The organism is Psychrobacter sp. FME13 (assembly GCF_014861395.1).
GTDB lineage: Bacteria > Pseudomonadota > Gammaproteobacteria > Pseudomonadales > Moraxellaceae > Psychrobacter.
This window is the reverse complement of the sequence record NZ_RRYV01000005.1, coordinates 1-13185: the sequence shown is the minus strand read 5'-3', so window position 1 is coordinate 13185 and position 13185 is coordinate 1. Positions and strand designations below refer to the sequence as shown.

The following is a 13185-nucleotide window of genomic DNA, read 5'->3' as shown; positions in this document are numbered from 1 at the left end:
ACAACCACTATGAGTTGGCTACAGCAGTTGTCTTGCACTTGGCAAAAGACTCAACTACAACGTCCAGAACTGGCATCGATGTTTAGCCAACCTATGCCTGAGCAGTGGGTCGCTATTGACTGCGAGATGACTGGACTTAATCCTAAAAAACACCATTTGTTATCGGTTGCGGCTATTCATATCAATGGTAATACGATCGATACAGGCAATGGTCTGCATTTAGTCTGCAGACCACCTGTGATGCCAGACCGCGATACGATTATAATTCACGGTTTACGTACCGCTGATGTTGAACATGGTATGAGCTATGAGGAGATGTTAGCGCTATTGCTACCATTTATAAACAACCGCCCTATAGTAGGTTTCTGCCCGCAAATTGACACTGCTTTTTTAAACCCACTGGTTAAAAAGTATATGGGATCAACACTGCCAAACAAAATCATAGACATACGCCATCTGTACAGTCGGCGCAGGAGTGGTCATACTCAGGGTCTCTCTAACCAATCACAGCACCTAACCAATATCTTAGCTCATTACAATATTCCTGAACTGGGTGCTCATGATGCTTATAACGATGCCATCATGACCGCAATGGCGTTTTTGCACGTACGCTAAGCGCGCTGTTTGACGACAAAATCAAACTTTTAACATGCTTCTGCATCTACGAGAAAGCCTTAACTCATGTTAGTATAGTCGGCTTTTACCACTTACTAAAAGATGCTCATGCGACCTACTTCTGAACGCTCTCGTTATTCTGCTATTGCCACTAAAATTTCACCAATGCTTCATCATCTACGACCGTTCAGTCAAGCTAGTAAGTCATTGGCCGTGCTGGCCTTAACAGTAACGCCACTATATGCGCAAGCAACACTACCAGAAGCGGTTCAGGCAGCATTAACGCGCGCCAATTTAACAGAATCTGACATCAGCATGGTCATCACCCCAGTTGGCGATAAAAATAACAGCCACTTGCCTACGCCTATTCAAGTAATTGATAGCAGCCAACAAGCTGTGGCTAATAGTGCACAAAACCATACTGATGACAACCAGCCAAACGCTCAACAAGACAATCATCAAAACAGTAATAAAAACAACAGCATTCCCCAACAAAGTACCTTAGTTACCATTGAGCGCCAAACTATTGAGCAGCATGAGAAAGAAATACATGCCTATACCGATGATGCTTATACCTACCAAAGCATAGAAAGTATTCCCGATGTACTTGACGACCAACAAGCCAACGCTACCATCAACCAACATAAAAATCGCGACGCAAACGATAAAAATACCAATGCTGGTTCTACTCATATCTCGTTTTCGCCGTTGATTAGCCACCAACCAGATACTGCACGCACACCTGCCAGCACCATGAAACTGCTACCGACCTTTATTGCGTTAGATACCTTAGGCACTGATTTTGTTTGGCTCACTCGGGTATACCATACTGGTATTATTGTGGGCGACCGCCTATACGGCGACTTGGTGATTCAGGGCAGTGGCGACCCAAAAATGACGCATGAGCGCTTACAACAGCTGCTTTATCATGTGCAACAAGCAGGTATTAAACACATTGATGGTAATATTGTTATTGACAGCGCAGTTTTTGAACAAGTGAGTAAAGACCCTGCCGCATTTGATAATGCGCCGCTACGCCCTTATAACGCTAGCCCAGATGGCTTTTTGGTCAACTTTAGCAGCATCGGTATTAAAAGTCAGCCGTTAAACAATGGGCAAGCACAATTAACCTATACGCCGAAATTGGCCGACTATCAGCTACCAAGTGTTGTCAATACTCGTGCAGGGGCCTGTGCGTCAGCCAATTACAGCTTGAACCCGCAGTGGCAAGCCAATCAGCTTCAGATAAATTCTGAGCTGCCTAGCAGTTGCGGCGAGCACGTTTTTTATATTGCTTATCCCGATGCCAAAGATTTTGCTGCCCACGTACTGGCAGATAAATGGTATGCACTAGGTAATACGCTAAGCGGTCAAATTATCAGCCAAGAACGCCCTTACAACACCCTGACCAATACCCATAAAGCAGGCAGTCTAGCCGCATTACCACTGTCGCCTTTGCCCATTGTCAGCTATCCATCACTCACATTGGCACAGCAAATTTATGACATCAACCACTTTTCAAATAATGTCATGGCCGAACAAGTGGCATTGTCTATTGGGGCGTATGCAGCCACCTCTGCTAGCCAAGCAGCTTCTACTAATGCAGCTACACCCATGACTATATCGGGCACAACCAGCCTATATGACTTTGGCAGCTCGCATCACACCAACTACCCAACAACGCTACAAACCATTAATCAGTGGTGGCAGACACACTTAAAAACACCGCCGCCATATCTCACCAATGGTTCTGGCTTGTGCCGCACCTGTACCGTGAGTGCCGCCAATCTAAGTGAGTTGTTAGGCTATGCGTACGACAGCCCAAGCTTTGATGCGTATGTGGACTCTTTGGGGATAGCAGGCGTTAGTGGCACCATTGCCACCCATAGCAAACGGTTACCTGAATCAGCCGCTATTGGACGCGCGTGGATTAAAACCGGCACCTTAAACAATGTCACCTCAATGGCCGGCTATGTAAAAGGGCAATCAGGGCAAGATTATACCGTGGTCGGACTGATTAATACCGATCAGGCGCTCAATGTATATGCGGCTAGAACTGTATTAGATGCCATGTTAGATTGGACAGCACAGCAATAAAACAGCACCTGTATAATAGAAACGTGTCATCAATGAACACCTTGATATAGTCAGTCCTAAATAAAACAGATACAAATGTAACCATGCGATACAGGTATACATTTTCCTTGCTTGCTGTGCCTGCGCAGACAGAGGCTACGCAAAATGCACCCAGTATCGCTGTGTTTATTTTATAGTGGATCGACTATACATTCAGTATCTTAAAATGGCTAACTATGATGACACGCCCATACCATAATAATTTATCCACCCTTTATTTTTTACATTAATATAGGCTATTTTATGCCACACGCTACCGACAATTTACGTAAGAAAAGTAAACCGCCAGCACGGCTACCGTCAGCATTTAAGCTACCAATGTATATGGGGTTTTTTGTCATTGGTTACATTTTAGCCAACGCTATTTTTATGGTCGTCCAAACCAAGCTAACGCTCAGCCCATACGTTGTGATGACGGTAGCAGTACTGGTTGGCGCTTATATTGCGGCGCACAAATTCATCAAACATCAACAGCGCACGCTCACCATCAGTGAGATGAACCGCTTGACCATTGGTAGCGTGGCCGCCATGTGGTTGTTAAATGCATTGTATATGTTAGGGTTGTGGCTGTTTTTGTTTACACCAGTTAGCCGCGAAGTATTAACAGATATGGCCACACAGCAGCCCTTGCCATTACTTGGTGCACTGCTTATGATGATAGTGCTGACCTTGGTTAGCACACGTTTAGGATTGTGGGCTTTCAATCATTTCTTAGCACCCAAATAAATACAGTACTGCCAACAAAGCGCTTGGCGAGGTTTGCACCTTAAAAACTTGGCATTCAAGATAATGAGGAGTCAACACGATGGACATTGTTTTTTTTGATAGTATCGACAAACTTGGGCGTATTGTATTCACCGCCGTCATGGTTTATGTGCTCATCGTGATTACCACCAAAATTTCTGGCAAACGCTCAACCTCTCAGCTAAATAATTTTGATTGGATTGTGACGGTGATGATTGGCTCACTGGGAGCCAGCACTATTTTGCTAAAAGAGATCCCTTTTGTAGAAGGTGCAGCCTCAATTATCACGCTATATGTTTTACAGTTTTTGGTCACCAAATACGCCTCTATCTCAACGCCCTTTAGTAACTTTATCTTATCTGAACCCCGTATCGTCTTTTATCAAGGACAGTTTTTACCAGATGCAATGCGAGAGGAGCGACTGACTCGTCAAGAGCTCGAATGCTCAATGCGTTCTGAAGGGATTAATAGTTTCGATGATGTTGAAGCCATTGTTTTTGAATCTGATGCAAAGCTTACTGTTATTCCAAAGCCAAACCAAGCGGATAAGAGCGGCGATGATCGAAGCGCAAACAATCACATATCAGAAACCATTAGCCCTCTAATGTAAATTGTAGACCGTAAATAACGAACGATACAAACTATTTAGGGTACACCCTAGTAAGCTTGAATTTAATTATCGAGATGGTAAGCACTATGAAAGTAAGGATTTTGACTGTTGGTAATAAAATGCCCAAATGGGTGCAAACAGGTTTTGACGAATACTACAAACGCATTCAACCGATGCTTAGCACAGAAATCGTCGAAATTGCAGCTGCAAAACGGGCAAAAAACCCTTCAGATGCTAATTTGGCACAGTATCGTGAGCAAGAAGGTCAAGCCATATTAGCCACTCATAATGCATCAAGCCGAGAGCAGTTATGGGTACTAGACGTCAAAGGCAAGATGATATCGACCGAAGGTTTGGCCGATAAATTAGCAGATGGCATGCAGCAAGGCGATGATATTGCCTTAGTCATCGGCGGTGCAGATGGTGTCTCACCAGAAGTATTGGCAAAAGCCGATGCAAAATTATCACTATCCGCCCTAACATTACCGCATCCATTAGTGCGTGTCGTACTCATGGAGCAACTATATCGCGCAATGAGTATCAATAACAATCACCCTTATCATCGTGGAAATTAGGCTTTCACAATCATTAATTAGGGCGTGTTGAAGTAAAAATACTAACTCAAACGTACAATTCTCACCCTTCAACTGGCCAAAGCCGGATTGAAAAACCACTAGCCGCCCTAATAAACGCTACATGACTTATTCAAACGCTCAGACTCTTAAAGCAAGCCATCAGCCAAGCTCGACTGATGCTATAGCCCCCATCAATGCTAAGGCTGCATGGGATGATGTACCCGCTTCACTAAAAAACACCGCTCTTTTACCTGCCTTATTTATCTCACATGGCGCGCCCACATTGGCCCTTGAACAATCAGCCACAACCAGTGCGCTGGCACGTATCGGACAAAACTTACCCAAACCCCGCGCCATCGTGATTATGTCGGCACATTGGCAATCTTCAAAACTGGAGATTAGCAACAACCCACAACCAAAGACTTGGCATGACTTTTCAGGATTTTCGTCTGAGCTTTATGACGTTCAGTATCCTGTTTCAGGTCAGCCAGCGCTGGCGGAGACACTAGCTCAGCAGCTTACGACACGCGGTATTAGTTGCAGTGTCAATCCAGTACGTGCTTGTGACCATGGCGTGTGGGCACCGCTTATACACCTGTATCCAGAAGCAGACATACCGATTGTGCAAATCTCTTTGCCACAGCACTATGACAGCGTTGCCTGTTATCAACTAGGTGCACTGTTGGCGCACCTGCGTGAGGAGCAAATACTTATCATCGGCTCAGGCAGCGTCACACATAACTTGCGAGCTATTCGGTGGCAGTCTGACAGTATCGATCAAGCAGCCAAAACCTTTAAGCAATGGTTGCTTCAACAGCTCAAAACAGATATTCCCACGGCACTCGATTGGCAGCAGTACCCTGACTACAAAGATATTCATCCAAGTGATGAGCACTTGCTCCCGTTGTTTTTTGCATTAGGTACGGGTCAGCGTGTCTCAGTCATTCACCAAAGCATGGCGCATCATAGCTTGGGCATGGACATCTACCGCTTTGATTGAGTATAGGTGTGCTACGGATCGTTTATCGCCATTAATTGATTCAAAAAACTGGGTTATCTTGTGACAACTAAAATAACGGTGATAGATGTTGTCTGTTTTTTAATTGGTAGATATTCATTCAAATCATGTTCAGTGCGCTATACAGGTATTGAGTGGTTGCTATATCCACTGATATTCAGTTTGAACTCTGTATTATAGTCACGCCACTATAAAAGTATTTCAGCGTCTCGCTTGACGTATCACGTATAAATCTACACTCGCCTGCCTTGTACTATTCTTAAATTGAATCGACTATATATAGCGCTATATATACCACGCTATAGTCAAAGTATTTGAAAATCGCTACCGTGCTACTGGGATGAATTTTTCGCAGCCTTTGTAAATACAGTAGGCAAGTAAAGTTTGTACCAGTAGCACGATAATAAGTCGTCTTGGTTTTACTTTTTATTGATCATATAAAGCATATCCATCGCTACATTAGCAGCTCACGTTTGCCACTTTTGCCCATCGAGCTGACCAGTCCTGCCTCCTCCATTGAATCCACAATACGTGCCGCACGGTTGTAGCCAATGCTAAATTTACGCTGAATACTAGAGGCCGAAACCTTACGTGTTTCCATAATAAAGGCTACAGCATCGTTATATAGGTCATCATCTTCACCAGAGGCGTTACCTGAGCTACCACCACTTGGGCTAGACAATTCAAAGTTACCTGCCATGTTGTCGATATAATCAGGAGCACCGCGCTCACGCCATGCATCACAAACACGGTTGACCTCTTCGTCACTAACATAAGCACCATGTACACGATCTGGCTCAATCTGCCCTGGCCCTAGGAACAACATATCACCGTTACCTAGCATATCTTCTGCGCCGCCACTATCCAAAATCGTGCGTGAATCAACTTTTGAGTTTACTCGTAGTGCCGCACGCACAGGGATATTGGCTTTAATTAGACCAGTGATAACATCTACCGACGGACGCTGAGTCGCGAGCATCAAGTGAATACCTGCAGCCCGCGACTTTTGTGCCAAGCGGGTGATAAGCTCTTCAGCTTGTTTACCCACCTGCATAATCATATCGGCAAACTCATCGGCAACAATCACAATCATTGGTAATACTTTGAGCTTGGGTGCTTGGCTAATGCTCACGCTGTCATTAGGCCGCCATAAAGGATCGAGCATTGGATTCCCCGACTCCTCTGCCGCGATGACTTTTTTATTGAACTCATTAAGCTTACGCACTTTAAGCAAACTCATGAGCTGATAGCGGCGCTCCATCTCTGCCACACACCATGATAAAGCACTCGCCGCCTCGGTCATATCGGTTACGACAGGCGTTAACAGATGCGGAATGTCATTATAGTTAGCAAGCTCTAATTGCTTTGGATCAATCAGAATAAGACGCAGCTCATTTGGTGTGTATTTGAGTAGCATGGAAAGCAACATCGAGTTGACCAATACTGACTTACCAGAACCTGTCGTACCAGCAACCAACATATGCGGTGCACGAGCAAGGTCGGTAATGATCGGATTACCACCGATATCTTTACCCATCGCCATACTAATCTGCGCTTTTGGGTCTTTAAACGTTTCGGTATTGAGTAATTCAATCAAACGTACCATTTCACGTTTCTTATTAGGTACTTCAATACCGATATATGGTTTGCCTGGAATCACTTCGACGACACGCAAAGAAGCCATCGATAATGAACGCGCCAAATCACGTGAAATGCCTGTTACTTTACTGGCTTTGACCCCAGCAGCTAACTCCACTTCAAAACGAGTGACGACAGGTCCTGGAATAGCATTAACTACAGAGGCCTTTACATTAAACTCTTGTAGCTTAATTTCTAATAACTCAGACAGTTTTTCCAGCTCAACCACGGTATAGCTAGGCTTACGGTCAGGATCGGGCTTATCCAATATAGACATTTCTGGAATAGGCGTTAGACTGCTGCGATAGGCTGCCGTTTGCATCGAACGTGATTTTTGACTAAAAGCTTCATCATCACTAATATGCGGCATGACTGGTACATTGGTATCGTCATTGTCGCTCTCTGGCATCATATCAGTGATATGATTACTGCTATCACCCTCTGGCACAGCGAAGCTAACAGACGGTTGCGCAGGCGTTTTAGGCTCAGGCACGTTTGAGGCTAGACTGGTTACTTCTACCGTTGGTGCGGCTTTTGGATTGGCAGGAGGCGTATTGGTTGGTGTCATATCTATCGCTGCTGACACAGGATCGCTGACTACTGGTACCGGTTTAGTGATAGGTTTTTCAATCACAGTCGGCGCTATAGCGTTACTAGATACTTCCACTTGGTTATTAGATAATTCATCAAAAGAGGACGGCGTTATACTGGCAGCTGCAGTAGCGTTATTAATCGGAGTCTCACTGGACATATCTCGCTCAGATTCGACAGACGCCTCTTGCACTGGCTGTGCAGCCATATTATCTGATTGCAACGCTGTCATAGACTTATCAACGATAGGCGTTGCATGCTCTGCTAGCCAAGCATCTGCCAATGTATCAATACTCTCTGTTGTTGCTGTTGCTTCTGGCGCCTCAATTGGCGACTGAATCGCTTTTGTCTGCGAACGAATCGTTGGTTGAGCGTCAGATGTTTCTGTGGTTGACATCCTTGTAGAGACTGAATTTGCCATATCTGGCGACTCAGTTTTGCTGTCATTAGGTACCGATATAGCAGAAGCCGAATCGTTCACAATATCAGCGTTATAAGCCATTTGCTCACTGGCCAGCAAGTCATCCACGGTATTGGCATCATTCCAAGCAAAGCTAGGTTCAACTTTACGAACCGGAGTCGGTGCTGCACTTGACGTCGACGATACATTCGTATGGTGAGCCGTATTATCTACAGTACCGCTAGGCATCGATTCTGCCGTCTGAAAATGCTCTCTATTGTCATTACTAGAAGCACTAGACATCGCTGTTTGTGTTGCTGCTACCACAGAGGCTTTCACGCTATCGGCAAGGCCCGATGTCGCTAAGAAATCTGATAAAACGTGACTAAACCGACCACTGTTATCCAGTGATTGAGCACTCTCCGTAGACTGTAATTCAAGTGGCAACTGCTCGTATTCCGCAGTTTCTTTATTAGTCTTCTCATTCTCTTTGCTTTCATTACTTTTCTCAGAGATCATGCCTGCTTGAGATGCTGAGCGAGTATCATTTATGATATCTTTTTGTTTTACTCCTGAGCCAAGCCATGACAACGTTGTAACCTTCTGATAAATCGCAAGCCAATGAATATTAAAGGCAAAGGTAGCGGTAATAACAACGAAAGCAGTCAAGAAAAACACACTCCCCCACTGCGATAAAAGCTGAGCCAAACGTGACTGTAACTCAAGTCCAATAATGCCACCAGCCACACCCTCAAGCTTTGTTACAGTTGCATCAGTTACGTGCTGAACCAAGGCAACCAATTGCGCAAATAAGGCGCTGGCACTTAACAATAAGAAGACATAAGCAATCAAACGCATCAACCAAAATGTTGGCTTATTGTCCCACCAAATAAGGACGGACTCATAAACCAAAAATGCTAACAGCCACCATGCACCAAAACCAAAGAAACTATAGAGCAAATCAGACAACCAAGCACCCGATGCGCCACCCACATTATTAATCGTGGTCATATCACTACTGATATGCGACCAACTAGGATCATTACCTGTATAGGTCATTAAAATGACAAACAGATAAACGGCCAGTATTAACCCAATAAGGGTAAATATTCCTTTTTTTAAATACTCAATAAGCGGTGCTGATATCACGTAAGATCTGCCTTGTTATTAAAGATGGTCGTCAATACATGACTAATCCTAATCATGCTGACATAAAGTGCTGATATAAAATGGTTAGCGAAGTATTACAAAGATATTGATCGTCTTAAAAGCCATAAATAAAAGCTATCGTTAGCAACTGTTTTTGACTCATACCACGCTTGGCATAACTTCTTATAATAACAAATACATAGCCGTAGTGGCGACAGTCTTATCAAGAAAGAGTCCAAGAAAGTCTGTCAATATCGAATTTAAACAAAAAACCATATTTTAGACATACAGCTAACAGAATAATTGCTAGAAATTTTGCAGAAACGCTAGAAATTTGTAGAAACGCTACAAAATATTCATGTTTCATCGCTATAATATTTCAAGGCAAACATGCTTTGATTCTAATGATACCCATCTTTGTTTTAGCAAACTTGCACTTTTCGGCCACTACCCTTATGTTACTATCACACAACAATGATAAAAACTGTATTGGGGCGTGTCTTCAATTTAATCGATAGTCATCTCGATGGGCTAAAAACGGCTAAATCTACCTAAACATCGTCAAATAGCTGGTCAATATTCTATATATTATCAATACTATTTTTCTTGTTTAACGGCAATTTATCTCATTTTTATCACCATTTTTAAAATAAGAACATATCCTAATGACAAACTTTAGAATATTCTGATTATATTGATTCTTCACATTTTCAACTCTTATATTTAGCAAGGAACAACTCATGGCAACTGACAACACCGCTACACGTCACGAAAAACTCATTATTTTAGGCTCAGGTCCTGCTGGTTATGCTGCTGCCGTTTATGCTGCTCGTGCCAACCTAAAACCAGTCATGGTCACTGGCATGGAAGTGGGTGGACAGCTGACAACCACGACTGAAGTTGATAACTGGCCAGGCGACGCCCATGATTTAACGGGTCCTGCATTGATGGAGCGCATGAAAGCACACGCTGAACGCTTCGGTACAGAGTTGGTTTATGACCATATCAATGCGGTGAATTTAAATGTGCGCCCTTTTGAGCTGACCGGCAATAACGGCAGCTATACTTGTGATGCTTTGATTATCTCTACAGGCGCATCTGCGCAGTATCTAGGACTAGAATCAGAAACCAAGTTTAAAGGTTTAGGGGTTTCGGCTTGTGCCACATGTGACGGTTTCTTTTATAAAAACCAAAAAGTCGCTGTCATTGGTGGCGGTAATACTGCCGTTGAAGAAGCTTTATACTTATCTAATATTGCAGCAGAGGTCACACTAGTTCATCGCCGTGACAGCTTACGCTCAGAAAAAATTCTGCAAGACAAACTGTTTGAAAAAGCCAAAAATGGCAATGTTAAAATTGAATGGAACCACTACGTCAAAGAAGTCGTTGGTGATGATTCAGGCGTTAATGGTGTCATTATTGAATCTACTGAAAATGGCAGCACCAAACAATTAGACGTATTTGGTATGTTCGTGGCGATTGGTCATAAGCCCAATACAGACTTATTCAAAGATCAACTAGATATGAAAGATGGCTATTTGGTCGTCCAAAGTGGCCTCGCAGGTAACGCCACTCAAACCAGTATCGAAGGGGTGTTTGCCGCAGGTGACGTCGCTGATCATGTCTACCGTCAAGCTATTACGTCTGCTGGTACCGGTTGTATGGCTGCGCTTGATGCTGAAAAATACTTGGATGCATTAGGAGAGACCATCGCACATGATCATACTTATGCATCAACATCAACTGCTGATAAAGAAGCCTAAATGGTTAATTTCTTGCAACTAAATGATAAAAACATCACACCTGAGACATTAAAAAGTCTTGGGTGTTATGACTTCCCCGATCCTGTTTCTATCGATCCTGAAGGCATAGGAATCATCGCCATAGGTGGTGATTTGGCACCAGAAACGCTCATTTCTGCTTATGCACGAGGGTTATTCCCTTGGTTTAATGAAGACGAGCCGATCGCTTGGTGGTGCCCTGAACCACGATGTGTGATTGTACCCGCCGACTACACACCCAGCAAGTCACTACGCAAGCAAGCCAGTCGCTCACGTTGGCAGTTGACACTCAATCAAGCATTTGATGACGTAATACATGCCTGTAGTTTGCCCCGTAATGACGAGCTACCTGAAGGCGAGCATACTTGGATTCATAATGACATGATCCAAGCCTATACTGAATTACATGCCAAAGGGTTTGCACACAGTATCGAAGTTTGGGATGATAAAGGGCAGCTAATTGGTGGGCTCTATGGCTTAAAGATAGGTAATCTCTATTTTGGTGAATCAATGTTTCACCGTGCGTCCAATGCTTCAAAACTAGCATTTTGGGGCTTGATGCGCTTATGTGAACAGAGTAACGTAGGGCTTGTCGACTGTCAGCTACCGAACGAACATCTGATGAGCTTAGGTGCTGTCACCTTGCCACGCACTGATTTTTTGACTCAATTAGACAGTTTAATAGCTAGTCATTCAGTCAGATGGCGAAATGATTCGCATAAACCATTGGCAGTATCGTTATTAAACAATACAGAACCTTGGCAGCTCAAGTTACGATGAGCATCATGGCTATTGACCAGCACTTACCTATAGACCTATGAGACTATTATGGCATCTGATAAATCATTCCTGTTAATTGGCGCACTTGCAAAAAAAGCCAACACCACTAAGGATACCGTTCGCCATTATGATCAGTTGGGTTTGCTAAAATCACGTAAGCGTCAAGCAGGATCTCGATTTTATACCGAATTTCATCCAGAATGTGTAGAACGTATTGAACTAATCAAAAGCGCACAAACGGTAGGTTTTACTCTCAATGAAATTAAAGATGGCTTCAATGATTTTTATACGGGAAAAATGGGACTCGATGAACAGCTAAATTTTCATCAAAACAAACTGGAACAAGTCCAAAAACAACAAGAAAATACTAGCATCATGATTGAGCTATTGACCGAACATATCAAAGAGCTTCAATGTATGCTATCAAACAGTGACTAAAGCTCTCATATCAAAACTAAATAACAAACCTTCTAAAACAATAAAGCTGCCTCAAATCACATACCACTAATGATAAACATGCTGCATGATTAAAGCATCAATTGCTGGCTGATGTGATTGCTGATAATACCCTTTACGTTTATGAATCACAGCAAACCCTTGTTGTTCATATAAGGCTATCGCGGGCATATTATCTGCTCGTACTTCTAACAATAAGCTCTCTACCTGATTATTCATTAATACTGTATTTAAGTTGGCAAAAATTTGCGAGGCAACACCTTGCCGTTGATTATTAGGATGAGTAGCAATACGTAGAATTTCTGCTTGCTCAAATATCACTTGGTATAAGCAGTAACCAACCGTTTCATCACTACCCATAGTGCTTACGACCATCAAACTGATGCTATCTTGTGCAAGCAAATCGTTCAAAGTTTTTTCATTCCACGGCTCTTGCAATTGCACAATAGCTTCAATCATTGCAACTGCTTTAATAACTTCTGCGTGATCATCTGACTCAGATCCTAATATTTTTGTAGTAAACATCAGCTCTCTTTTTCTATAAAAATCGTATTATTGTTGATTTACTTTATGAAAATCGATTAATTATATCAATAAAAAAAGCCACCCTCTAAGAGGATGGCTTTTTACTAATGGTTTAACCTACATCAGCATACACTGATGGGATTAATCATTAGTCAAGTACGTTAGCA

General features: G+C 43.1%; 11 protein-coding genes. 9 read left to right on the top strand and 2 right to left on the bottom strand.

Features of this window, described 5'->3' with window-relative positions; genetic code table 11:
- Positions 1–9: 9 nt before the first annotated feature.
- From EI164_RS01515 to EI164_RS01490, 6 genes are all read left to right on the top strand, one after another.
- On the top strand, positions 10–615 hold the full coding sequence (locus EI164_RS01515) for a 3'-5' exonuclease (protein ID WP_192518239.1): 606 nt from the start codon (positions 10–12) through the stop codon (positions 613–615).
- A 108-nt stretch (positions 616–723) separates the two neighbouring features.
- A complete protein-coding gene (locus EI164_RS01510; RefSeq protein ID WP_192518238.1) occupies positions 724–2712 on the top strand; it encodes a D-alanyl-D-alanine carboxypeptidase/D-alanyl-D-alanine-endopeptidase in 1989 nt (662 codons plus the stop codon).
- Between the two features lie 282 nt (positions 2713–2994).
- Positions 2995–3477 (top strand): ABZJ_00895 family protein, encoded by a 483-nt coding sequence (locus EI164_RS01505; RefSeq protein WP_192518237.1) that lies wholly within the window; start codon positions 2995–2997, stop codon positions 3475–3477.
- 79 nt (positions 3478–3556) lie between these two features.
- Complete coding sequence (locus EI164_RS01500) at positions 3557–4105, top strand: DUF421 domain-containing protein (protein ID WP_192518236.1); 549 nt, start codon at positions 3557–3559, stop codon at positions 4103–4105.
- Positions 4106–4191: 86 nt separating this feature from the next.
- Positions 4192–4680, top strand: coding sequence for a 23S rRNA (pseudouridine(1915)-N(3))-methyltransferase RlmH (gene rlmH, locus EI164_RS01495; RefSeq protein WP_192518235.1), 489 nt, complete (start codon positions 4192–4194; stop codon positions 4678–4680).
- Positions 4681–4801: 121 nt separating this feature from the next.
- A complete protein-coding gene (locus tag EI164_RS01490; protein ID WP_192518234.1) occupies positions 4802–5680 on the top strand; it encodes a DODA-type extradiol aromatic ring-opening family dioxygenase in 879 nt (292 codons plus the stop codon).
- A 472-nt stretch (positions 5681–6152) separates the two neighbouring features.
- Here EI164_RS01490 and EI164_RS17380 read toward each other — a convergent pair whose 3' ends face one another.
- Positions 6153–9476, bottom strand: a complete 3324-nt coding sequence (locus EI164_RS17380) for a DNA translocase FtsK 4TM domain-containing protein (protein ID WP_192518233.1) — start codon at positions 9474–9476, stop codon at positions 6153–6155.
- Positions 9477–10216: 740 nt separating this feature from the next.
- Here EI164_RS17380 and trxB point away from each other — a divergent pair.
- From trxB to EI164_RS01470, 3 genes are read left to right on the top strand one after another with little or no spacing between them, the layout of a single operon-like run.
- Complete coding sequence (gene trxB, locus EI164_RS01480; protein ID WP_192518232.1) at positions 10217–11239, top strand: thioredoxin-disulfide reductase; 1023 nt, start codon at positions 10217–10219, stop codon at positions 11237–11239.
- The gene (gene aat, locus EI164_RS01475) at positions 11240–12037 is read left to right on the top strand and encodes a leucyl/phenylalanyl-tRNA--protein transferase (protein ID WP_192518231.1); all 798 of its coding nucleotides are present in this window, start codon (positions 11240–11242) and stop codon (positions 12035–12037) included. It begins immediately after the preceding gene.
- Between the two features lie 48 nt (positions 12038–12085).
- On the top strand, positions 12086–12475 hold the full coding sequence (locus tag EI164_RS01470; RefSeq protein WP_192518230.1) for a MerR family transcriptional regulator: 390 nt from the start codon (positions 12086–12088) through the stop codon (positions 12473–12475).
- 66 nt (positions 12476–12541) lie between these two features.
- Here the strand turns inward: EI164_RS01470 and rimI are convergent, their stop codons facing one another.
- Positions 12542–13018: a ribosomal protein S18-alanine N-acetyltransferase gene (gene rimI, locus EI164_RS01465; RefSeq protein WP_192518229.1), complete on the bottom strand. Its 477-nt coding sequence runs from the start codon at positions 13016–13018 to the stop codon at positions 12542–12544.
- Between the last annotated feature and the right edge of the window lie 167 nt (positions 13019–13185).